The organism is Persicirhabdus sediminis, from assembly GCF_016595495.1.
Lineage (GTDB): Bacteria > Verrucomicrobiota > Verrucomicrobiia > Verrucomicrobiales > Akkermansiaceae > Persicirhabdus > Persicirhabdus sediminis.
The window spans coordinates 97,680-119,947 of sequence record NZ_JAENIM010000044.1; the positions used below are offsets into that span (position 1 = coordinate 97,680).

The following is a 22,268-nucleotide window of genomic DNA, read 5'->3' on the forward strand; positions in this document are numbered from 1 at the left end:
ATCAGTGCGCAATTCAGGAATCTTGATTATAGACTCTGAGAGCTAACGCTCCTAGCTCCAGCTGGTCCCAAGTTAAGTACACCTCTGCTAGGTTTTTAGGTGCTAGATTTGGGGGGTTGTACTTTTGTTTGATGGCGTGAATAGCTTAGCGGCTCACCTTGAGGCTGTGATGGGTAATTTTTTGTTTGTGATAACAGAAAAAAAGTTAATGATAGGGGCATGATGTTGAACTTAGTTAGGTTAATGATGCTGTATGCCTTGTGCCATTTGGCTCATGCGGGTGATGGTTTTTGGAATGGTAAGCCTTGGGACAAGGCGGAGCTGGAAGCTGGTGTTGAGCGTGGTGACATTGCGGCGCTCACTGAGTGGGCGCAGTGGTCGGCTGATAGCTGGGGAGGTGTTAGCTATGATGGTGAAATGATCCGCGAGCGGCTGAAGCTGGCGCATGAAAAGGGCGACACGCTAGCAACGGCACTGTATGCGCATTGTTTGTGGTCTTGTGTGGGCGGTGATCGCGATGCTGAGCAGGCGGTGAAGTTAGCTTTTGAATCAGCGATGAGCGAGCAGCCGTATGGTTATTATTTGATGTCTGAGATCTTCTCGTCGCGTTTGGTTGAGACGGAGCAGGTGCAGCCGTCATATGAAATGGCTAGCGATTGGTTAGAAAAAGCGGTAGCTGCTGGTGTAGTGAATGCTATCTATCGCAAGGCTTATAATGTGTATTCGGGCGAGGGAGGCTATGATAAAGATGCTGATCTAGGTGCTGAGATGCTGATTGAAGTTTTTAATAAGTATCATCATATCACTGCCGCTCAGGTGATCACATATGATGCTAAAGAGGAGTGTTTCAACGATAAGCTACTATTGTTAGCGGCTTTGGATAGATGCAATGAGGGTGTGAAGTTAGAAAGACCGATCAGTCAGGCCTTTATGGGACAAATCCATGGCTTGAAAGGTGTATGGGTGAAGGGGGCTCCTATGATTTACAGCTCTTTAGATAGGGAGCATCAACCATTTCCTCTGCATATTAATCTAGCTTTGAGTTATGGTGGGCTATTTAGCGGGAAGTATGGATCTAAAGCGGACTATATCACCTTGGAGTACCTAGCAAGAGAGAGCTTTGCCAATGGTTCACGAAGTAGTTATGTCGCAGGCAATGCGAGTTCGGCTTGCATTGTGCCTCACGATAAAGCGATGCCGCGGGATTTGGAATTGGCTAAAAAAATCAGTTATGAATATCTCGATGGCGAGAGTAGGTTCTACCGACTAACTGACTTGGGCCAACTGCATTCGTTTGCGGATGAGCCGGACTATTATGATCCTGTGTTGGCGGAAGCTCTTTTGCTCTACAGCTGTGAGTTTCATAACTATCGTTATCACGTTAGAAATGCTGTAGCTCTCTTAGCTAAGCTGCATTTTGATGCCGCTGAAGAGGACAGAGATTACCGCAAGGCATACGTTTTGAACCAATGGCTACACAAAAAGAGCGGCTGGAATATGTACTTAAAGGGCATGAAAGCTTGTAAGAAAAAGATGAGTGCAAGCGAGTTGGCTGAGGCTGAAGACCTGTTGGATAGAGGTTATCCGTGGGCCGATGAATTTCGCCGACCCGCATGGAATTATCTGCGCAGCCAGAAGATCATTGATGAGAGCTGGCCGTATGAAAAGGAGGACATCGAGTGATGCCTCGTTGTGCCGGATCAGCTAGCTGGATATTTAGCTAACATCGATCCGCTTCTCAAAACTCAGCTGCTAGCTAGCTGAGTTTTTTTTGCCTCCAGCTGGCAGCTTACTTAACTAGTTTTGTTGTCAGCTAAAATCAAAGCCATTTCGACTAGTTATCTGGGAGAGAGCTATTAGATTTCTATTTTGCTCAGCCAAAGCTGGAACATCATTTCATGATGATAAGTTAGGTCGTGGTGATCTTCCCACTTTTTAGGTTTTATGGTAATCTGATAGTGTTTATTTTTGATAAAATGGCCAACACGGCTCCATGGGACACGTCTGATTTCAAGCTGAAGCTCACGGTCTGCTGGCCAGTTAGCTAAGACTTCGAGGGCATCTTGAGTGGCGGTTTTTGAGTTGAACTCAGTGCCGTTGATTTTGGTAATGACGTCAGCTGTGCGGATACCAGCATCACCGGCTGGGCTATCGGAAGATAGGCGATAGATGAACGGACTCGCGCTGATCACTCCTTCTCTATATTGGTGGTACCAGCCGATTTGGAAACCTATATAGCACTTTGGGTTGGCTGGTTTTTCGGTTTTTAGAAATATTTGGAAAAGGATGTCTTTCAGTTGTTCCTGCTCCTTATCATCTCTAGCGGTGAGGTAGTGTTTGTAGATGGTGGGCACACTAGCTGCAGGGGCCGCGAGCCCTAGCTGGAGGACTTGATCTGCGGAGTCATCAGTGCCGTTGTTAGCAAAGTGGATCAGCGCACCGTCGAGCTCGCTGGACGAGGTGTCGGCGGCGTAAACATGGCTGCAGGCAAAAGAAATAAAGATGAGGCAGGGAACGAATAATTTCATGACTAGCTAGGACGTGAAATTAGACATTTCCTAACTACGAGTCAATCTAGATTGTTAGCTCATGCTCAGCTAGCTGGGGCTAATTTCTATCAATTGCCATGCTGCCAGCTAGTGTAGAATGATATGCAGCTAGTTATTTCCAGCTGGCCTTAGAGCACCATGGAGGCGATCCAGCCAAAGGCGATCAGCGGCAGGTTGAAGTGGATGAATGTGGGGATGACGGTATCGCGGATGTGATCGTGCTGGCCGTCGGCATTCAGACCAGACGTCGGTCCGAGGGTGGAATCTGATGCTGGTGAGCCAGCATCACCGAGGGCGGCGGCGGTGCCAACTAACGCAATGATAGCTGGAATGGAGAAACCAAAACTCAAACCTAGCGGCACGTAGATGGTGGTGATGATAGGGATGGTGGAGAATGATGAGCCGATGCCCATGGTGATGACGAGGCCGACGCAGAGCATCAGCAGTGATGCTAGCGCGCGGTTGTCGCCGATGATAGATTGCACCGAGTTGACGAGCTCAGGCACCTGGCCAGTTTCATTGATGACGGAGGCGAAGCCTTTGGCGGCAATCATGATGAAGCCGATGTTAGCCATCATGTGTACCCCGCGAGTGAAGGCGCTTTGCGCGCTGATTTCATCGCGGTTCAGACCGCCGATACTGAGAATAGCAAAGCCTGTTAGCGCGCCAAAACTCATTGAGCTAGTACCTAGCTGGACTGCTAGCGCAACGATGATAGCTAGCAGCGCAACGATGATGCGGCGTGGGTTGAGCTCTTGGTGCTCGGGAGCCATTTTCACTGTTTTGGCCACGTCGTAGTTGCGCGGTTTGCGGTAGGAGAAAAATAGCGCCACCATCAGCCCGCAGAACATGCCGATAGCTGGGATGATCATGGAATTGGCCACATCAGAAACCGTTAGTTGGTCTATCTTCCCTTCATCTATCAGCGGTTGGAATCCACTATCCAGCAGATTTTGCAGCAGCAGACCTTCTTGGAAAATGAGACCAAATCCCAGCGGGACAGCCATGTAGGTAGTCACCAATCCAAAGGTGATGACACACGCCACCTTACGTCTATCCATCTTGAGCGACTCCATAGTGTGCAGCAGCGGCGGGATCAAAATAGGAATGAAGGCAATGTGAACCGGGATCAAATTCTGCGAGCAAACTGCCATTAACAAAATCACCAAAAGCAAGCCAGCGCTGACGCGGCGCAGCCGCTGCGGGTCGGGCTCTTTGCCTAATCGCTGGATGATGCCACGTGCTAGCAGATCGGTGATGCCAGTGTGGGAAAGCGCCACGGCAAAGGCTCCAAGCAGCGCGTATGAAAGCGCCACCTCGGCGCCGCCGCCCAGCCCAGCATTGAAGGTGACAATGGTCTCAGACAACCCAAGACCTGCAACTAGCCCAGCAATCAAGGCACTCACCATCAGAGCAATCACCACGTTCACACGCAGCACGCTCAGCCCCATCATCAGTAAAACGGCAATTATAACAGCATTCATAGACAATTCCGGTCACGCTCAGTGAGAATTCACTAAGTCGTTTGAAATCAAACTATAGCGCTGAATCGGCTAAGATGATAGCCCGAATCACATTGCTTGCATATTCAAGCATTTGTCTGTTTATTATCAATGAATTGAAGCTGGATTCAGTTAGGGTGTGTATTTGTTAGTCATTCACACGTCTATGTTGCTTTTGCTTTCGTATTGTTAGCTGAAGTATTGTGCTCGCTAGCGAAATATGTACTTTTGCGGCAGAAAATTTCACAACGATGATAGAAAATTTATTAATACTAGCGGCGAATGATTCGTCTGCATATCAGATTGGCAAAGTTATCGGGGGATTGATAGGGCTGGCGATATTCTTGGGCATCCCAGTTTTAGCGGTGATCTCCACCGTGATGTATGTGAAAAGTAAACGTAGTGGCTGGATGGTAGCGATGATTCTATCCATTGCTTCCGTGCTGGTTGGCCTAGTACTTGTGCCAGTATTGTTCATCGGCGCCAAAGCATATAAAGAGGGAGCTGATAGAGCGATGGCGGAACTCGCCGCAGAAGAACGGATCATCGAGAGTGACGATGGGCTGCTAAAAATACAGATGAGAGATGGCTGGCAGCAGCGTAGTGACCTGAACGAAAATGCCCAGCTGCAGTGCGGAAATCCTAGGCTGGAGGAATATTTGATTGTACTTAACGATTCGAAGTTAGATATCGATTTGACCATGGATGAATATACCCAAGCTTACGTGCAAGAGCTTGAGGGGCTGATGGATAACGCTGAAGTAGGAGAAATTCACCAGCTGAAGATAGCTGGCCGCGATGCCCAACAAGTGGAGATCCTAGGGTCTATAGATAAAATCCAACTCGTCTATCAATATACCTTTTTTGAAGACGAGCAGCATTTCTACAAAGTGCTCGCATGGACGTTGAAGTCGAAGAAACCAACCGCATTCAAGAACTTCAATAAGGCGCTTGCTAGCATCCAGCTCACGAGCTCAGCTGATGAGTAGTAGTGAGCTGATAGAAATTTGAGAGCTCAGCTGGATAGAAAGCCAGCTGGCTCGCTAGAAACAAACTTGATCTTAGCGTTTGGTGCAGACGTAGATGCAGTGTCTGGCGCGTTTGGATTTCTCGTGATCGCCTACGGCGTGTTGTTCCACGTGGAATCCCGCTTTTACCAGCTCGCGCTTGAACTTAGGCGCTGGCTCAGACAGCCAATAAGCGATGCGACCGTCAGCGGTAAGCACGTCGCGCAGTTTGTTGAGAAAACTTTGGGTATACATGCGCGCATTGCCCGCGGTGATCAAATCGTCCGGAGTATTGTCAATGTCTAGCAATAGCGCGTCGTAGCTGCGTTTGGCTTTGCTAGAAATGATATCGTAGAGGTCGCCCTGAGTGACTACCGTGCGTGGGTCATCTAGCAGTGGGCCATTGTGCTCTACTAAAAATGTGCGGTTCCACTCGATCAGCGGTGGCATCAGCTCGGCGACTTCCACCGTGGCTGGGCTGCCTACCAGCTCCAGCGTGCGTTTGAGGGTAAAGCCTAATCCTAGCCCACCAATGAGCACTTTGGGATGCTCGGGGCGCATCACCTTGTCAGCCAGAATATGCGCGCATCCTTTTTGAGCTAACATTTCCTCAGAATAGGTGAGCCGTGTGCTCATCAGGTCCAGACCATTGTATTTCAGGTAAAAACTACCATCGCGCGAGTGCAACGAAAATACCGTTCCATCAGACATCTTGGACTCACCGAGTTTCACATAAGGCTTCATAGTTACAAACTCCACTAAATCCGCGCTACCGACAAGCCTAGATCAACTAGCTAGCTGGCTGCGCGTTCTTTGCGGCGATCCACTGGGACATGTATTTGGTGCTGGCCATGCTGTGGTGGCGCAGCATGGCTCCGGCAAAGTTATCCAGCCGATGTTGCGCTAGATTTTCTTCTATGGTGCAGATGTTGGCTATCAGCTGGGCTCCTAGCGGGCGGCTGTCGTAGTGATTCTCTAGCAGTTTTCGGGCATTCTCCTGAGCTTGTCGCCAGCTAGATTCGTTTTGATAGATTTCAACCGCGGCGTCGACAAAGTCGTTGATATCGTCAGCTACCGCTCCTGGCCAGCATTCTGTTTGAGCATCATACATGCCCTCGCTGCCTATCGAGCTGGTGATGCTAGGGGTCTGCATGATCATTGCCTCTAGCAGCTTTCCTTTGATGCCCGCGCCAAACCTCAGCGGCGCGAGGCAAACGCGAGCATGCTCCATCGCGCTGGCTGCATCATCGGTCCATCCTTTAATTAAAAAACCAGTCTTTATATTATTCAATGCGGTCGCCTTGGGTGGTGGGTAGGAGCCATAAATGTGTAGCTCGGCATCTGGCAGACGTTTTTTGATCAATGGCCAGATGATTTGTAGATTGAGAACCGCATCCCAGTTAGGCGCGTGGCGAAAGTTGCCAATGGTCATGAAGTGTCGCCTGTCTGTATAGCTAGCCGTGCTGGCTGGGCACTCAGCTAGATCGACCATGAATGGCAAATAGTGCAGCAGGCTGCGGGCTACTTTGTAGGTATTTTCTAGCAAATCCATCTCGTAGCTGGAAATGATCAATGAGATGTCTGAGCGCAAAATGGCGGCAATTTCGCGCTTTGCTAGATCTGATGTTAGATCTAGCTGAGTCACCTCACGTTTTGCCTTGTGTGCCTGATGGCGTGCTTGCCTGAGGCATTGCAGATCTTCTGTATCCAAAACACGCAGGGCGTTGGGGCAGTTTTTTTCTACCCGCCAGCCAAATTGCTCTTCCATCATGAAGCGATCAAAAACAACAATCTCTGGCTGGTAGCTGCTGATGTATTGGTCAAAGCTATCGCAGTTCAGCTGGATACTCTGGCTGGTGATTCCTTCAGCTGATAGATCGACTCGATGCTCGGACTCCTGTGCTGGAGTAGCAAATTCTACCTGCCACTCTTGGCGGCGAAATAAGCGCATCAGCGAGAGCATGTGGCGGCCAGCTGCCGAGGAGTTAGGCTCGGGCCAAACGTAGCCAATGATGAGTATTTTTTTCATGGGATAGAGATTATCTCAACCACCGCTCGCCGCGCTGGCCGCATGGGAGGAGTCTTTAGAGTTCTATACGGCAGACGATAGTTTTTTTGTCAGCTGGCGATTTGACATAGTTTACTGGAATTCGCTGCTCATCGTCCTCTCCAACGGTGTCGCCATCAGGAATCGCTTCGCCTCTGGTAATGACGTAGTCTAGCAGGTCAAAAAGCCTGCCCATGCCCTCAGAGGCGTCGTCAACCTTACAGATGAGATAGAGATCTGGTAGAGCCAGCTGATTCATGCCGAGAGTTAAATAGCTTATGCGATTATTCTCTTCTGGAGCACGGCTAATACCCGTCCATAACATAATACGTGAAAGTTGGTCTTTTTCAGCTGCCAATAAGTTGAAAAAATCGGGAGTGTGCGTGGCTCCTGCATTTCCCCAGTAGACACCAACACTGTGGCTGGATTTATTGACTGAGGCTAACAATGAGGTGAAGGCTGACATGACATCACGTTCATTATTGCCATCCTGAACGCCCATTAGAGTGACTATCAAATGGGCCTTGTGAGCTTTGATTTCAGCGCCTTCGCGGAAAGACGATAAGGAATACTGAAAAGCGTTTTCAGCTTCACCATGGGGTATGGCGGCTTTTTTTAGGGCGATGAATACGGGGCCTATACCTTCTAGCTGGACGACTAAGATGTCATCACTGGAGCCCTCCTTATCATAAGATAGTTTTTCTCCTGTGATGGCAAAATCCTTGAAGTTGCTGACGATTGACTCGGCGCTTGGCATCTCAGTTTGATCTAACAATATAAAGGCAAGGTGATGCTTCGGAGACTCGAGTTTGGGCTGCGCGACGGCTTTTGATTTGTGAAATAAGCTAAAAATCCCCATAGCTAACAATAGGTAAGTGATTGTGTTTTTCATTAGGCTGTGTTGATTAGTATGACGATTACTAGTTAGGTCAATGCTGTATGTGTAAGCCGAGGCAATAAAGTTTGATTCCCTTAATGAAAAAATGCCAGAGATTTACGGTTCAGCTTTTTAGAATTTGATTCTAGCTGTTACGTTTAGGATGTTCTTTGTTGGGGGGAATGGTTTTTCTAGGGATTTCTCCATTTTCCCTTCGGGGAATCCAATTTCTGCTAGCTAACCACGGGTTGCGCTCGCTGGGCTCGCTGACCCGCGGCTAAAATCCATAAGCCCTCCGGGCTAGATGAAACAGTGGATACCGAAAAGTGAATTTCTACATGAGGGAACTTTTGCGTGGAAAACGTCTATCAGTTGTATCGTGGATGAGCTGGGAATAGTCGTTACTGCGAGCCTGTGCTGCTGCGCATATACGGTGACTATGTCGCTGCTATAAATCTTCCTTTGCTAGAGCGCCATGTTTTTTGACCCCGCTGGGATGTGAACATTGTTTGAGTTCAGGAGTAGGAAATCGGCCCTATTAGCGCAACTTTGGTAGCTATACTGGGTTAGTAATGATTCCCACACCCATCCCTAGATCATGTCTGCTTCACGTAACTTCACCCTTTTTCTCAGCCTTGTGCTGACAGCTTGCGTGGTGGCTGAGCCCATTCAGTCATCATGGTTTACTCATTTGTCTGGCCAGTACGCCAGAGTTTATCCTACGACGGTGGAGGAAAATGCCAACTCTCCAGCCACAACTTGGGACCACCCGACGGGAGCTGACCAGTTGGTGCCGACCTATGCAGGGGTGAGTGAAGTTTCACTGACAGCTACGGATCTGTACATCCGCACATCGGGTTTGGCCTTTCATGTGATGGGGCCGTGGTATGGGGAAAATGGTGGCTTATTTCCTAACTATCCGGCGAACATTGCTCAGACAGCTAGATTTCCGCTAGATCCGCAGGTGGCGGCTTTGCCGAAGTCTCTAACTACAGGCGGCGCGGTTGGCTACTTTGTTGATGGGGTGGCAATGTTTGATGCTCGGGATGCGTTTTCTTACATCAATGAGAGCGGCCGCGATGCGACTCCAGCAGATGTGCCTATCCGTGGTGATGGCATGTGGAACCGCGATGCTTACGTAAACGAATCGGTGACCTTTGATGCGGCTAATGCCCATCAAGCGGGCGCCACCCACCACTATCACGCTAATCCAACAGGACTGCGGTATTTGCTCAGTGACTCGGTCGACTACGACTATGCTAGCAATACTTATAGCGAGAATGCTTACGGAACTCATTCACCGATTCTGGCGTGGACATTTGATGGGTTTCCGCTGTACGGGCCATACGGGTATGCTGATCCGCTAGATCCTGATAGTGGCATTCGGCGGATGATTTCTGGCTTCCAAAAACGTGATGGTACAAATGGCTCTAGCAACTTGAATACAACGGGGCGAAGCTCACTGCCACAGTGGGTAGTAGATAATCAGAATGACCGCAGCAACCCTCTAGCAGCTGAAGAATACGGCCCCGCGGTGACTAATGTGTATACCCTCGGTCACTACATCGAGGATTATGCCTACAAGGGTGACCTCGGGCTAACGCTTGGGGTGGATTTTGACCTCAACGAATACAATGTGCGCTGGTGCGTGACGCCAGAATTTCCAGCGGGAACGTGGGCGTATTTCTGTTGTATCGAGGCCGATGGCACACCGGCATTTCCGTATAATATTGGCCGCTTTTTCTTTGGTGAAGTGCAGGGAGCAAATGGTGTTAATTTGCCAGCTGATAGAGAAATTATCTTTGAAGGTGGCCCGGAAGCTGAGCTGAAAATGGAAACTCCAACAGTGGATAGTGATAGTGGCGATGTGACTATCAGCTGGTCAGGGCCAGAGGGGGGCAGCTACATCGTCCAGCGGAGCGCAGACCTAGATGAGTGGCAGCTGCACCATGATGATGTGAAAAATAATGCCGGCTCATTTGGATCTATAGACGATGAAGGGCGAGCTCAGGGCGGGCCCCAGCAGTTTTACCGCAGCCAGCTAACTAGCCTAGCTCCCTTTGACGACAACGGCTTCGACTACAGTCAGCCGGTTGTGGCTGATTTCACAGCTCACTTTGACTCGCTGCCAGCTGAGGAGAAAATCGAAAGTGTGACGATTGGCAATGTGGCGGTTACTATCCTCAGCTATGATGCCGTTAGTGGCTCACTTGAGCTGACTTTTGATGAATCCTCATTGGCGGCTGGAGATTACCAAATTGCACTAACTTATCTGCCTGATAGCGGAACTCCTAGCGGACTAACGTCTACCAATGTTCATACGATTCACCCGCCACATAATATTTTGCTGCTGATTGTCGACGACTGGGGTGTGGATTCTAGCCCGATGGACAATAACGCTCAGCTGAACCCGAGTGCGACTTTCCCGCCCATGCCTAACCTTGAGACATTGGCTGCGCGTGGGCTCAGATTTACTAATGCCTACGCACAGCCAATCTGCTCACCCACTCGTGCGTCTATCCTAACGGGGCGTCAGGCCGCGCGTCATGGCGTAGGCACCGCAGGAGGTGCTCTGCCAGCTAGTGAGCTCACTCTACCAGAAATATTTGCCGCTGAAGGTTCACCGTACCAGCTGGCTAGCTACGGCAAATGGCACCTCGGTGGTGGCGTCAATGGCCCCGCTGAGATTGGTGGCTGGCCAGAGTTTGCCGGCATCCTCAATGGCGGTGTGAGCAGCTATACCAGCTGGAACAAAACCGAAAATGGCATTTCCACTAACAACTACACAACCTACTCGACTACGGATCAGGTGAATGAAGCGATCGACTTTATTTCTGGCCAATCAGCAAACCCATGGTTTGTCTGGATGGCGTTTAATGCGCCGCACACACCATTTCACAATCCGCCCAGCGAGCTGCATGATTACCCCACATTACCAGAAGATGAAAATGGCGAGGTGACTGGCGCCAATCGCCGTCAGGCCTACGAGGCGGCGCTGCAGGCATTAGATACAGAAATTGGCAGGTTGTTAGCCAATGTCGATCTGGAGACGACCAATGTTATTTTGATTGGCGACAACGGCACACCGGGCGCCGTGGTTCAGGCTCCTTATGGTGAGGGACACGCTAAAGGCAGCCTCTATCAGGGAGGCATCCATGTGCCTTGCATCATCGCGGGCCCTGATGTTCGTTTCAGCGGAATGAGTCATAAGTTAGTCCATTGTGTGGATCTATTTTCCACCATTCTGGATTTGGCAAAAATTGATGTTAGTACGGCAACGGCGGCTGTAGACGTGATCGACTCACAGAGCCTAGTGCCCGTGCTCAAAGGGCAAGATATCGCCCAGCGCAGCATTGTTTCAGCTATCTTTGCAGATGATTTCGCCAACAGCGGTCGCACTCTAATTAGCTCGGAATACCCAGGCTATGAATTGATCGCTTACGGTGACCCTAGCAGCCTAGCTACAGCCAGCTCTTACGAGATGTACTACCTGCCAGCTGATACTAACGAACAGATGCCTCTCTCACTGCCGCCAGCTAGCGGAGATCACCATTTTGCCGCCTATCATGCGCTGGTGGCTAAAGATGCAGCTCTGCGGCCAGCCGCAGTAGTTGGCGATACACTTTACCTCGAGCTGCCCAATGTGACTGGCGGTGCAGGGGTGCCGAATAATGCCAACCTAGATCCTATCAGCATCACGGTGAATGGCGTGGCTGCTAGCTATATCGAGCGCTACGACCAGACTGATACTTACAACCGCTGGTGGGTGAAGTGCACGGTGCCAGATACGCTATCAGCACCATATACCTCTGCCGTAGTCACCTTTAGTGATAACCCAAATACCGGTGATGCTCGGGTGTTTTCCGCAAGCTCTATCATCATAGCACCCTAATGTATCGATCCGTTATTAGCCTGATTTTTTGTTTTGCTGCAAATCTACCAGCAGAGGTGGATTTGCGGTTAAATTTCAGCCATCAGCTTAAGGGGAAAGCACTCATAGCTGATTCATTGCGCTACAAAAATGCGTCTTCTGAAGTCTATTCATCCACTCGTCTCAGCTACCTTGTTAGTGGCATTGCATTGCATGCTGAAAATGGACAGATTTATAATGTTAGTGAGTTGGTCGGCTACATCGACGATTCCAGTTCACGGCACAGCATCCAGCTAGCAGATGTGCCAGCTGGCAAGTACAGCGCACTGAGTTTTTACATCGGCCTAGACCAGCAGCAGAATCATTCAAATCCAGCGCTCTATCCGGCGAATCACCCGCTCAACCCTAACCTCAACAACATGCACTGGGATTGGCAGGGGGGATATATCTTCATGGCGCTGGAGGGTCATTGCAGGCAGCCGGGGGAAAAGATGCCTACGGGGTACGCCTATCATTTTGCCAATGATGCTAACCGCACGCGAGTCATGCTGGAGGCTGAGATTGATTTGCAGACCGACTCAGCCGCGCTGATCAGCTTCGATATCGCCAAGCTTCTCTCACAGATTTCATTTGCTGATGACGGAGCAACCACTCACTCGCAGGCGGGTGATCCAGTGGCTGAGAAAATCCGCGCGGCAATTCCCAGCGCTTTCCAGCTGCAGGCTGTGGCACCAGTTAGGGCCATGCCCAGCCAGCCAGTGGTCGAAGCGATTGACCTACCAGCGAGCATCACGCCACATCCTATCACCTTGCCCAAGTACATCCCGATTCCCAAATTACCGCTAGATAATCCATTGCTCACTGAGCGAGTCGAGCTGGGTGAGATGCTCTTTCATGAAACCAAGTTGTCGCGCACTAATGAGCTCTCCTGTGCGTCCTGCCATCAGGGTGAGACTCTATCAGACCCGCGGCAATTCAGCCCGGGAGTGGATGGCAAGCATAACCAGCGGCACTCTATGCCATTGGTGAATTTGGCCTGGAAGAAATCCTTTTTCTGGGATGGTCGGGCATCCTCGCTGCGTCTTCAGGCTCTCATGCCGATTGAGGATCATCTTGAAATGGATGAGTCATTAGACAAGGTGGTGGCCAAGCTGGAAAATGATCCAGTCTATCAAAATCTCTTTGCCGCCGCTTTTGGCTCGGCCGCAATCAGCGCTGAAAACATCGGCCTCGCGATGGAGAATTTTTTACTCACCCAGATGAGTTTTGATTCTAAGTTTGACCGCGCCAGCAAAGGGCTCGACAAGCTAACAAAAGAAGAACAGCGTGGGTTTGAACTTTTTTTCACTGAGTTTGAGCCACGTCTTGGAAAGTTTGGCGCTGATTGTTTTCATTGCCATGGCGGTGCCTTGTTCACCGATCATAGTTTTCATAACAACGGACTGACTACTAATGATGACATCGGTCTAGCAGCGACTACGGGTAAAGCTAGCGACCGCTACAAGTTTTCCACGCCCTCGTTGAGAAATATCTCACTGACCGCGCCCTACATGCACGATGGACGATTTTCCTCGCTTGAGCAGGTCATCGACCACTACAATAGCCCGATAGAGGCGAGTGCAACATTGGATCCTAATCTGGCCAAACACCCACAAGGGTTGGGTCTATCAGCTGAGGATAAAAATGCGCTCATCGCCTTTTTGAAAACTCTCTAAGGAGATAGATGAGCGGTTCACTCACCCTGCATGGCGTCGAAGCTGGCTTTTCTTTTGCGATACGACTCGAGGTGGCTCTGATAGAGCGCTTCCACAGGCATCTCAATCCCCTGAACGGCGCAGTTTTTGGCGTCTTGTTCGGCGATCTTTTTCAGGTAGTCGAGCGCTTCTTCCTCGCTCATAGTTAGGATTGGATCGGCGGTTTTTTTAGACTGATTGGAATCGGTGCTCATGATGATTAGCTGGGCTGCGGGAATCTTCGCCAATGTGGCCAGCTGTGGGAAGGAAATTAGATATTTCCCCAGAAGAGTTCGTTGATGTCTTTGATAGTGTCGTTGTTTGTTAGACTGTCTTCGTCGTAGTAGAATTTGTAGCCTTGCTCTTGTTTGCCATTGAGAAAAATAGCTACAAATTTGAACGCACCTAATAGAGCTGAGTAGGCATTCACTTGGGTCAGCGCTGATATTTCACAGGGCATGATAGCCCCGAGTGAGCAGCGCACTGCCCAGTTATCATGCTCATCGTTTAGTGGGTATGGTTTACCGATGCTAATGGTGAAGTATTTGGCTACATCCCCAGGTTTTTGAAACCACAAACTTTCGGTTAATTCGTATTCGGAATCATCATCCATAGACATGCTAGAGAATCTAGCTGGCTGGCACATTACGCAAAGCCAAATCCTATCCAGCATTCATGGTGAGTGGTGTGGTGATTGGCTGCCGCAGGCTTTGGAGTGGGCCGATCCTTCGGCGCTTTGGTGGAGGTTTTGGGTCGGAGAGAAGGTGGAAAATAAGAAAATAATGCACGGCATTTTTTCGCGGCGCTTTGGTGTAGGTTTTGGGTCGGAGAGAAGGTGGAAAATAAGAGAAAATAATGCACGGCATTTTTTTCGCGTGGTTATCGGTTTTTGACGTAGCTACAAGGTTTGGAGCGATTTTTTGAGTTTAGAAACCGGGTTTTTCTGGGGGATATCTGGCCAGCTGGAGGGGGCCATTTTCCCTTCGGGAAATCCTTCTGTTGGGGGGGCTTCGGGTTGTGCTCGCTGACCTATGGCTAAAGTCTATTAGCCCTTCGGGTCAGCTAGCTGGTTGGATCAACTGGGACCATTTGTTTACCTACCCTAGGTAGCAGGCTGGATGTGTCGTTGTGGTTTGGTGAATGGTCGCCACTCCGTGGCTATGCTCTCGAGGGGCGTCTATACCCTAGGCTATGCCAAGGGCTTCGAACGACCGCCACTCCGTGGCTAGCTGGGTCCATGATTAACCCATGCGCGATGATCTTTGAAACTTCTGATACCACTCGTAGGCGAAAGCGGTGAAGGATCACCGCAGTCCGAAAGCCTTCGGCAGAGCTGCGGAGCAGGCTGGTGGTATGGGTTCCATCAGTCTGGAACTCACTCTTCACTCTTCACCCTTCTCTCTTCAAAGTCTGGTTTGGATGAGCAGGACGAGGCGCTCGATGGGGGTGAGTTGTTGGCGTTCTTGCTGGAGGGCGACGAGGATGTCTGGGGCGTCGGTGATGATGTTGTCGACGCCGAGGTCGATCATGCGGTGCATCTGCACGCTTTGGTTGACTGTCCAGACGTGGATTTGTTTGCCGGCGGCTTGGGCGAACTCGATGGTGCTGCGGTCGACTTGGCCGGCGTTGAGGCTGAGGAAATCGACGGGAGTTTCGGTGATATTGCCGATGGCCTGGGTGACGATGAGCCCGCAAATGAGCTCAGGGAAGGCGGCTTTCATGGCGAGCAGCCCGTGTTGGTCGAGGCTGGTGATGACGCATTTTTTGGTAAAATCAGTGTGGCGCAGCAGCTGGCCGACGCCTTGGATGAGGCCGTCTCGGTCGGGGCCAAATTTCAGCTCAATATTGAGCTGGATGTCGTCACCAGCCAGCTGGATGAAGTCGTCTAGGGTGGCGAGCGGCTCGCCTTTGAACTCGCTACTGAACCACGCGCCGGCGTCTAGCTGGAGGCGTTTTTCGCGGGTGAGATCAGCGACTTGAAGGTTCTCGCCAGTGATGCGTTTGAGGTCGGTATCATGGGTGATGACGAGCTCGCCGTCGGCGGTGATTTGCACGTCGATTTCGCAGAAATCCGCACCGTGGTCGATGGCTAGCTGGAGAGCGCTGAGGGTATTCTCTGGCGCGTCTATGGAGCTGCCGCGGTGGGCGGTGACGGCGACGACGTGGGTATCGCTACGGCTCTGGCTGAGCAGCCCGCTGGCTACTGAGCCGCCGATGGCGAGCAGGGCGACGAGGCCGCCAACGATGATGGTGCGGGCATTGGCGCGTGAGAGGAAACCATTGAGCCGGCAGCTGGACTCGGTCTCGGTGCATTTTTTTCCGCCACTCTGTAGGTAGAAATGGCTAACGCTGAGGCCGAGTGTGGTGCTGTAGAAGAAGCTGGTGATGGCGCTCCAGATGATCTGGCTGGCGACGAGGACGCCAGTGATGATGAGGATGAGCTGCAGCGAGCTCGGTCCGTGGTTGAGAAATAGATCGCTAGCTAGGGAGAGGAGGAAATTGACCACACTGAGCAGGGCGGTGGTGAGGGCTGCCATGATGAGCACGAGCTTGACGGGCGCGAGGCCGAGCTGGCGTGACCGGCGCAGGCTCTCACGCATGGAGTCTGCGATGGTGAGAGATTCAAATAACAAGATGGGCACGGCGAGGAAAGTGCGCAGGAAGAGCCAAATCCACAGCCCCGCCGTGGCGGTTCCAGCTAGGACTACGAGGGCGACGGCTACCCAGAACTCGGGTGGTTTGACGACGAGGTAGTAGTTGATATCGCGCTCGGCGGTGAGGGTGAGAAATTGGTAACCAGCGGTGGTGAGCAGCGGGATGGCGGCGATGAAGTATAACCAGAAATAGACGACGCTGAGCTGGAGCAGTTTGACGAAGCGGGATTTTTCTATCCACAAAACGCGCAGCAAACTGGGGGTGGCCTGGTGGCTCATGGCTGAGCGGGCGATGATGATGACGCCTGAATGCTCGAAAAATAGGATGGCAAAGGTGAAGCCGATAGACACGGTGAGAAACCCGAGGCCGAGCGGCGAGAGCAGGAAGTTGGCGATGTCGTAGTTGCTGATGATGCTGTCATTTGCCCGGCCCAGCAGGTAGCTGGTGGAGAAGGCTGCCACCGGCGCTAGCAGGGTGGTGGCCACGGCGCTGAAGAGTAGCCGGATGAGGATGAACTGGATCAGGTTTTGTTTGAGCCTCAGTGGGTGAGTGATCTGGGCGAGTTCTTGAAGCTGGCGCTGCATGGGCCCAGCATAACGCAGAATGGTGAATTGCAAATCGGCAATTAGTAAACGTCGGTGCGGTAGCTGGATGATGGTGACACCCGCTGGTGGATGCCAAGAAAGGATAGCTGAATTTCTAGCTGGCTGGCGGCTGGGAGATGGCTGGAAATCTTGGCGAAAAGGCTGCGGAAAAACCCGAAAAGACCGAGGTGGTTTCAGCTGGGATGACTGTAGGTAAAGGAATGGTGGTCCAGCTAGCTGAAAAATGCCTGGCATTTTTTCATGGCCTTTAGCTGGAAATCTAGCTGGCTGGCGGCTGGGAGATGGCTGGAAATCTTGGCGGGAAGGCTGCGGAAAAACCCGAAAAGATCGAGGTGATTTCAGCTGGGATGATTGTAGGTAAAGGAATGGTGGTCCAGCTAGCTGAAAAATGCCTGGCATTTTTTATGGCCTTATGGAGCAGGAATTCCACTGCCGAAGGCATGGTTCAATGCCAGAGCCGTGCGATGGCGTAGTCATCACGCGGGCAGCGAGGTTCATTGAGAGCTGAGCCCTGAATGGGCTCCGCATAGGTGCCGCTGTAGCAGGTATTTGTCGCCAGCAGGTCGGCTGGGCTTTCTCTCACCCTTTCAGGGTTTTGGGTCTATTGTGGGCGATTTCCCAGACCTGCGTTGGGCTTTCAGCCCTGCCTTGGTCTGGGCTGCAGTTTCTCGGTCCTTCGGACCTTTTTTCGAAAATCTATCTATCACGATAGATCGCAAAACCAGCTGGTGGATGCCGAGAAAGGATAGCTGGAAACTAGCTGGCTGGCGGCTGGGAGATGGCTGGGGATCTTGGTGAAAAGGCTGCGGAAAAACCCGAAAAGACCGAGGTGGTTTCAGCTGAAATGATTGTAGATAAAGGAATTATGGTCAAACTAGCTGAAAAATGCCGTGCATTTTTTGCAGCATTTTTTAGCGGCATTTCACCTGCCGAAGGCATGGCTAAATGCCAGCCCTGCGCGATGGCGTAGCCATCCCTCGGGGAGCGAGGTTCACCGAGGACCGAGCCCTGAATGGGCTCCACATAGGTGTGGCTGTATAGCTGAAAAATGTCTGGCATTTTTTATGGCCTTATTGAGCAGGAATTCCACTGCCGAAGGCATGGTTCAATGCCAGCGCCGTGCGATGGCGTAGTCATCACGCGGGCAGCGAGGTTCATTGAGAGCTGAGCCCTGAATGGGCTCCGCATAGGTGCCGCTGTAGCTGGTATTTGTCGCCAGCAGGTCGGCTGGGCTTTCTCTCACCCTTTCAGGGTTTTGGTTCTATTGTGGGCGATTTCCCAGACCTGCGTTGGGCTTTCAGCCCTGCCTTGATCTGGGCTGTGGTTTCTCGGTCCTTCGGACCTTTTTTCGAAAATCTATCTATCACGATAGATCGCAAAACCAGCTGGTGGATGCCGAGAAATGCCAGCTAGAAACTAGCTGGCTGGCGGCTGGGAGATGGCTGGAAATCTTGGCGAAAAGGCTGCGGAAAAACCCGAAAAGATCGAGGTGATTTCAGCTGGGATGATTGTAGATAAAGGAATGGTGGTCCAGCTAGCTGAAAAATGCCTGGCATTTTTTATGGCCTTTAGCTGGAAATCTAGCTGGCTGGCGGCTGGGAGCTGGCTGGGGATCTTGGCGGGAAGGCTGCGGAAAAACCCGAAACGACTGAGCTGTAGTTTCTCGGACTTTTTTTCGGAATCCACCATCGTGGTAGATCGCCAAGCCAGCAGGTGGATCATGAGAAATTCCAGCTAGAAAGTGCGGCATTTTTTATGATGAGCTAGCTGAGCCAGCTACTCCGCTTCGGTGACGACTGTTTGCGCCATGCTGGTGACGAATTGGAGGTCTTCGCAGATGTCTACATCGCCGCGGAAGATGCCAGCTTGTTGGGCTTGTAGGGTGAAGGTGAAGTCTTTGCTGGCGCCGGGTGGGATTTTGCTGGCGAAGGTGAAGGTGCGGAATTCGCCGAATGGGTCGCCCATGGTGGATTTTGGTTTGGGTTGAATATCGGCAACGGTGAAGCCATCGAGGTAATCGTGGTAGATATCAATGTCTGATAGATCGAGGGTTTCTTCAGGTCTTTCATTGGTCACGGTGATGACGAGGTCGAATGTTTCGCCCACTTGGACATTGGTTTTGTTGGTGAGGGTGACGTCGACGCCTTCGACATCTTGCATGGAGTGGTTGAGAAGCAGGCCGATGCTGACGATGGCGAGCAGGCAGATGGCAAAGAAGATGCCGAAGCCCCAGAGGATAGGTTTGAGAGATGACATGGGTGAGAGAGTTGTTAGCGCAAAGATGGCTTTACTGTAGCTTGTCCTGCGGGGCGTGGAGTTTCAAGTTAGAATTTGCTGATGGCAGGATTTCACCGTGAGCTGCTTTGGCCTACCAGTTGGTCTAGCTGGTGAATATGGGTGATTTACTGGAAGTTATTAGCCTTCAGTGTATTACGATTAGACCTCTTTGCTGGTGGCTATAGATGAGCGGGAATGTAGCTAGTGGCGCTGTTTGTAGCGCATTGAGCTGATTGGGTGTTTGAGTTAGCGGGGTAATGTTTCATTGGCGCAATCGGGCATTTTGGGTAATGCTTTGGTATGGAAGTTGTGCAGGCACCAAAGCTCAAAGGGTATAAATTCATCAGCCAAATAGGTGATGCGGAGTGTGGGCGCGTGTACATTGCACGGGAGAAGGGTGGCCGCATGGTGGCGGTGCGTGTGCTGGAATCACTGGCGGTGAACCGCAGTATGCTGGAGAAACTGATGCACCGGCTGGATGGCGAGAGTTTCCCCACTGGCATGATTGAGCAAAAGTGGATCTCTGTAGGTGAGCGCAGCTATGGCTTGGTGATGCCACTGATGGCGGATGAGGTGGATGGTGAGTGGCAACCACGCACGCTGGAGCGCAAGTTCAAAGGGCTGGATGATGAGGGCAAGTGGAAGGTGATTTTCCAGCTGGCTGAGGCATTGGCGGCGATGCACCGCAAGCGTGTGGCGCACGGTCAGCTGAAGCCAAGTAATGTATTTTTTGATGAAAAAGGGGCGATTTGGCTGGCTGATTACGGCATGGGCCAGATGCCATCGGTGAATTTATTGCAGTTTACCGATGCGTATTTGTACGCGCCGCCTGAGCAGTTGATGAATCCAGATGGTTATACTGAGGGCAAAGGATACCGCTGGGATGTTTATGCTTTTGGTATTTTGGCTTACCGCATGTTGCGTGGTCAGTTTCCTCGCCACGATGAGATTTTTGGTGCCGCAGCCCCCTTTGATCCCGATGCGCGCGCACTGGTAGAGGTGGATGCTGATGTGGAGGAAATCTGCAAACTTGTCACCGAGGCCGAGGTGGAAAATTGGCCAGCGAGTTCGCCAAGTAAAAAACATCAAGCTCTGCGCGAGCTGATTCTCAGCTGTTTGTCCATAGATCCTGATAAGCGGCCAGCTGACCTAGAAGCCGTGGTGAAAACATGGCATGACATCGAGCGCGCTGAAAAAGCTGCGGTGGCGGGCAAGCTGCAAAAAGTACGCTTCACCGTGGTGGCGGTAGCTGCGGTGGCCAGCGTGGTGCTTGCAGTGACGATGATGAATCGTAAAAAGGAGATTGGCAACCAGCTGGAAAGTAAAAAGACTGAGTTCTCTGGCCAGCTGCATGATAGAGAAGCCGTCATCGAGCGGCAGAGCAGCCGCATCGACGAGCTGGAAAAACAACTGGCCAAAGCCAAAAATGCCAAGCTCACGGCAGAAGAAAAATTTGAACAACAAAAGCTGCGTGCAGATTACGCCTACCAGCAGGTGCTAGCATCTAGCGACATGAATGATAGGCTAACTGGCTGGATGATGCGCCAGGCTAACTACGAGCTGCCTGAGTTATTTGAAAATACCCCGCGGCTGGAAATTCTCCAAGACCAGCTAGAGGCGGCGCATGAGAGTGTGAAAGAAAACCCTGCACTGCAGCCGATGAAGGCACGTATCGAGCTACAGCTAGCTGAGGTGTACATCGCCCAGCAGAAATACCGCATGGCGGTAACTACTCTAGCGCAGGCAGAGACCACGTGGACTGAGCAGCAGATGGAGGTGCCACTGGCTAGATCTGCCCGTGTTCACCTGTTAGCATTGATGCAGGCGATTGATGCCGACGACGAGGAAAATGTGCAAATTTACCTGCCAGTAGTGCGCCAGCTGGTAGACCAGATAGATGAATCTCACGAGCTCTATGCTAGAGCGCGTGTGGCATTAGATATACAAGAAGCGCGAGCTATAGCGGAGGATAAGCCAGAGGAGTCGTTAGAACAGCTGCTCAAGATAATTGGCTCGCTAGAGCGCTTGCACAAAGTGATCCCGCAGAGCGTGAGGGTGAAGTCGAAGTTAGCTGAATACGCACTGGAAGGTGCTAGCCTAGCAGATGCGCTGAGCCGCGAAGATGATGCCGTTCACCTGCGCAAGCAAGCCAGCGGCCAGCTACTCGAGCTGCTAGAAAAGAACCCACAGCTGGAAATTGCCAAAGCCCAGCTGGCCAGCATCGAGCTGATGGCAGCCGAGGCCTACCTAGAAGACGCCGAGGATAAAAAAGGTCGCGATAAATTGGCCGCTGCAGAGAAACTTCTGGCGGGGCTGAAATCTAGCTACGAGGTAGATTTACAAAAAGCCACCGCATTGGGAATTAAGGCTGTAGTTTACCGTGATCGTGGTGATCGCACGCAAGCCGTGAAGTTTTTAAAAGAAGCCGTAGCTTTATTAGAAAAGTATAAAAAAGCCGACAGCCCAGCAAATGACGAACTGACTTATCGCCTGGCGATGTTCCATTGGATGCTAGCCAGCCACGAGACCGATAAAAAAACTGAGTTTGAGCTGGCCAGTAAGGCGGCAAGTCTAATGGACGGGATAATTGAGGCTGGTGCTGGCCCGCGTGAGGTGGAGCTGCGCAGATCGCTGGCATATCTGTATGGCGACTTGGGGAAAATTGCCCGCGAGCTCGGAAATAATGAGCAAGCAAAGCAAATATACCTTAAATCAGCTGGCCAATGGCAGGCATTAATTAACCGTGGTGAACCCCACAATGAGTACATCGAGGGGCGCCAGTGGGCAAAATCTCGTGCCGATCAGATAAAATAGACACTTTTTGAAAGAGCGTTAAAAAACGTTCATTTGACACAAATATTTAACTTTGTGAACCCGTATTAACTCAATGAGTTAATACGGTTTTTTTGTGCTTAAACCTTTAAGTAGGCAAGTACTTTTCAGGCGTAAAATCACCCTTTGACATCTTTTTGTAAAAAAAAGTGTCCAATTAAATGCAGTTAGCGGCATTACACTACAAGCAGGCAAGAAACGGTTTAACCACCCGCTTCTGCGGATCCCCCCCCGGATCACACGTCTGACAAATGATTAATGCCCCCACGCTGAGCAATCGGCACACCCAATTAACATAGCCCATCCGCAAGCA

Annotated in this window: 19 protein-coding genes; 9 read left to right on the forward strand and 10 right to left on the reverse strand. The window is 51.1% G+C overall.

The genetic code is table 11. The features are described 5' to 3' along the window. Positions 1-219 precede the first annotated feature (219 nt). A complete protein-coding gene (locus JIN82_RS13850) occupies positions 220-1,683 on the forward strand; it encodes an SEL1-like repeat protein (protein ID WP_200312254.1) in 1,464 nt (487 codons plus the stop codon). A 173-nt stretch (positions 1,684-1,856) separates the two neighbouring features. Here the strand turns inward: JIN82_RS13850 and JIN82_RS13855 are convergent, their stop codons facing one another. Both JIN82_RS13855 and JIN82_RS13860 read right to left on the reverse strand, forming a co-directional pair. Further along, positions 1,857-2,528: a PDZ domain-containing protein gene (locus tag JIN82_RS13855; protein WP_200312255.1), complete on the reverse strand. Its 672-nt coding sequence runs from the start codon at positions 2,526-2,528 to the stop codon at positions 1,857-1,859. 149 nt (positions 2,529-2,677) lie between these two features. Beyond that, positions 2,678-4,033, reverse strand: coding sequence for a Na+/H+ antiporter family protein (locus JIN82_RS13860; RefSeq protein ID WP_200312256.1), 1,356 nt, complete (start codon positions 4,031-4,033; stop codon positions 2,678-2,680). Positions 4,034-4,302: 269 nt separating this feature from the next. Here JIN82_RS13860 and JIN82_RS13865 point away from each other — a divergent pair, with 269 nt between their 5' ends. Further along, positions 4,303-5,040, forward strand: coding sequence for a hypothetical protein (locus JIN82_RS13865; protein WP_200312257.1), 738 nt, complete (start codon positions 4,303-4,305; stop codon positions 5,038-5,040). A 72-nt stretch (positions 5,041-5,112) separates the two neighbouring features. Here JIN82_RS13865 and JIN82_RS13870 read toward each other — a convergent pair whose 3' ends face one another. Genes JIN82_RS13870 through JIN82_RS13880 form a run of 3 tightly spaced genes read right to left on the reverse strand, consistent with a single transcriptional unit; the run spans position 5,113 to position 7,997 of the window. Then, positions 5,113-5,802: a spermidine synthase family protein gene (locus JIN82_RS13870; protein WP_200312258.1), complete on the reverse strand. Its 690-nt coding sequence runs from the start codon at positions 5,800-5,802 to the stop codon at positions 5,113-5,115. Between the two features lie 46 nt (positions 5,803-5,848). Next, positions 5,849-7,087 (reverse strand): glycosyltransferase family 4 protein, encoded by a 1,239-nt coding sequence (locus JIN82_RS13875; RefSeq protein ID WP_200312259.1) that lies wholly within the window; start codon positions 7,085-7,087, stop codon positions 5,849-5,851. A gap of 55 nt (positions 7,088-7,142) precedes the next feature. Then, positions 7,143-7,997 carry a DUF4261 domain-containing protein gene (locus JIN82_RS13880; RefSeq protein WP_200312260.1) on the reverse strand — a complete coding sequence of 285 codons (855 nt, stop codon included), beginning with the start codon at positions 7,995-7,997 and terminating at the stop codon, positions 7,143-7,145. A gap of 583 nt (positions 7,998-8,580) precedes the next feature. Here JIN82_RS13880 and JIN82_RS13885 point away from each other — a divergent pair. Together JIN82_RS13885 and JIN82_RS13890 are read left to right on the forward strand one after the other, a co-directional pair. Then, positions 8,581-11,874 carry a sulfatase-like hydrolase/transferase gene (locus JIN82_RS13885; RefSeq protein WP_200312261.1) on the forward strand — a complete coding sequence of 1,098 codons (3,294 nt, stop codon included), beginning with the start codon at positions 8,581-8,583 and terminating at the stop codon, positions 11,872-11,874. A 56-nt stretch (positions 11,875-11,930) separates the two neighbouring features. Then, entirely contained in the window at positions 11,931-13,568 is a 1,638-nt protein-coding gene (locus tag JIN82_RS13890) for an MbnP family protein (protein WP_325099520.1), read from the forward strand. 17 nt (positions 13,569-13,585) lie between these two features. Here JIN82_RS13890 and JIN82_RS13895 read toward each other — a convergent pair whose 3' ends face one another. Continuing rightward, entirely contained in the window at positions 13,586-13,801 is a 216-nt protein-coding gene (locus tag JIN82_RS13895; RefSeq protein WP_200312263.1) for a hypothetical protein, read from the reverse strand. A 56-nt stretch (positions 13,802-13,857) separates the two neighbouring features. Beyond that, positions 13,858-14,199 carry a hypothetical protein gene (locus tag JIN82_RS13900; protein WP_234042036.1) on the reverse strand — a complete coding sequence of 114 codons (342 nt, stop codon included), beginning with the start codon at positions 14,197-14,199 and terminating at the stop codon, positions 13,858-13,860. Positions 14,200-14,203: 4 nt separating this feature from the next. On the opposite strand from JIN82_RS13900, the gene JIN82_RS13905 reads away from it, so the two are divergent. Next, a complete protein-coding gene (locus JIN82_RS13905; protein ID WP_200312265.1) occupies positions 14,204-14,479 on the forward strand; it encodes a hypothetical protein in 276 nt (91 codons plus the stop codon). A gap of 510 nt (positions 14,480-14,989) precedes the next feature. Here the strand turns inward: JIN82_RS13905 and JIN82_RS13910 are convergent. Then, the gene (locus JIN82_RS13910; protein ID WP_234042037.1) at positions 14,990-17,080 is read right to left on the reverse strand and encodes a glycerophosphodiester phosphodiesterase family protein; all 2,091 of its coding nucleotides are present in this window, start codon (positions 17,078-17,080) and stop codon (positions 14,990-14,992) included. A gap of 47 nt (positions 17,081-17,127) precedes the next feature. Between JIN82_RS13910 and JIN82_RS17320 the strand changes: the two genes are divergently transcribed. Both JIN82_RS17320 and JIN82_RS13915 read left to right on the forward strand, forming a co-directional pair. Then, positions 17,128-17,319, forward strand: coding sequence for a hypothetical protein (locus JIN82_RS17320; protein WP_234042038.1), 192 nt, complete (start codon positions 17,128-17,130; stop codon positions 17,317-17,319). Between the two features lie 305 nt (positions 17,320-17,624). Beyond that, positions 17,625-17,816 (forward strand): hypothetical protein, encoded by a 192-nt coding sequence (locus tag JIN82_RS13915; protein WP_200312267.1) that lies wholly within the window; start codon positions 17,625-17,627, stop codon positions 17,814-17,816. Positions 17,817-17,951: 135 nt separating this feature from the next. On the opposite strand, the gene JIN82_RS17325 is transcribed toward JIN82_RS13915, so the two are convergent. Beyond that, positions 17,952-18,089 (reverse strand): hypothetical protein, encoded by a 138-nt coding sequence (locus JIN82_RS17325; RefSeq protein WP_234042039.1) that lies wholly within the window; start codon positions 18,087-18,089, stop codon positions 17,952-17,954. 195 nt (positions 18,090-18,284) lie between these two features. Between JIN82_RS17325 and JIN82_RS17330 the strand changes: the two genes are divergently transcribed. Then, positions 18,285-18,584 (forward strand): hypothetical protein, encoded by a 300-nt coding sequence (locus JIN82_RS17330; RefSeq protein WP_234042040.1) that lies wholly within the window; start codon positions 18,285-18,287, stop codon positions 18,582-18,584. 38 nt (positions 18,585-18,622) lie between these two features. Here JIN82_RS17330 and JIN82_RS13920 read toward each other — a convergent pair whose 3' ends face one another. Continuing rightward, complete coding sequence (locus tag JIN82_RS13920; RefSeq protein WP_200312268.1) at positions 18,623-19,102, reverse strand: COG1361 family protein; 480 nt, start codon at positions 19,100-19,102, stop codon at positions 18,623-18,625. A gap of 321 nt (positions 19,103-19,423) precedes the next feature. On the opposite strand from JIN82_RS13920, the gene JIN82_RS13925 reads away from it, so the two are divergent. After that, positions 19,424-21,937, forward strand: a complete 2,514-nt coding sequence (locus tag JIN82_RS13925; protein ID WP_234042041.1) for a protein kinase domain-containing protein — start codon at positions 19,424-19,426, stop codon at positions 21,935-21,937. The last annotated feature ends 331 nt before the right edge of the window (positions 21,938-22,268 follow it).

Bases quoted from the DNA above. Each gene is read 5' to 3' on its own strand.
- JIN82_RS13850 (WP_200312254.1), top strand. From the start codon at position 220: ATGATGTTGAACTTAGTTAGGTTAATGATGCTGTATGCCTTGTGCCAT.
- JIN82_RS13855 (WP_200312255.1), bottom strand. From the start codon at position 2,528: ATGAAATTATTCGTTCCCTGCCTCATCTTTATTTCTTTTGCCTGCAGC.
- JIN82_RS13860 (WP_200312256.1), bottom strand. From the start codon at position 4,033: ATGAATGCTGTTATAATTGCCGTTTTACTGATGATGGGGCTGAGCGTG.
- JIN82_RS13865 (WP_200312257.1), top strand. From the start codon at position 4,303: ATGATAGAAAATTTATTAATACTAGCGGCGAATGATTCGTCTGCATAT.
- JIN82_RS13870 (WP_200312258.1), bottom strand. From the start codon at position 5,802: ATGAAGCCTTATGTGAAACTCGGTGAGTCCAAGATGTCTGATGGAACG.
- JIN82_RS13875 (WP_200312259.1), bottom strand. From the start codon at position 7,087: ATGAAAAAAATACTCATCATTGGCTACGTTTGGCCCGAGCCTAACTCC.
- JIN82_RS13880 (WP_200312260.1), bottom strand. From the start codon at position 7,997: ATGAAAAACACAATCACTTACCTATTGTTAGCTATGGGGATTTTTAGC.
- JIN82_RS13885 (WP_200312261.1), top strand. From the start codon at position 8,581: ATGTCTGCTTCACGTAACTTCACCCTTTTTCTCAGCCTTGTGCTGACA.
- JIN82_RS13895 (WP_200312263.1), bottom strand. From the start codon at position 13,801: ATGAGCACCGATTCCAATCAGTCTAAAAAAACCGCCGATCCAATCCTA.
- JIN82_RS13900 (WP_234042036.1), bottom strand. From the start codon at position 14,199: ATGGATGATGATTCCGAATACGAATTAACCGAAAGTTTGTGGTTTCAA.
- JIN82_RS13905 (WP_200312265.1), top strand. From the start codon at position 14,204: ATGCTAGAGAATCTAGCTGGCTGGCACATTACGCAAAGCCAAATCCTA.
- JIN82_RS13910 (WP_234042037.1), bottom strand. From the start codon at position 17,080: ATGCCAGGCATTTTTCAGCTAGCTGGACCACCATTCCTTTACCTACAG.
- JIN82_RS17320 (WP_234042038.1), top strand. From the start codon at position 17,128: ATGGCTGGAAATCTTGGCGGGAAGGCTGCGGAAAAACCCGAAAAGATC.
- JIN82_RS13915 (WP_200312267.1), top strand. From the start codon at position 17,625: ATGGCTGGGGATCTTGGTGAAAAGGCTGCGGAAAAACCCGAAAAGACC.
- JIN82_RS17330 (WP_234042040.1), top strand. From the start codon at position 18,285: ATGGCTGGAAATCTTGGCGAAAAGGCTGCGGAAAAACCCGAAAAGATC.
- JIN82_RS13920 (WP_200312268.1), bottom strand. From the start codon at position 19,102: ATGTCATCTCTCAAACCTATCCTCTGGGGCTTCGGCATCTTCTTTGCC.
- JIN82_RS13925 (WP_234042041.1), top strand. From the start codon at position 19,424: ATGGAAGTTGTGCAGGCACCAAAGCTCAAAGGGTATAAATTCATCAGC.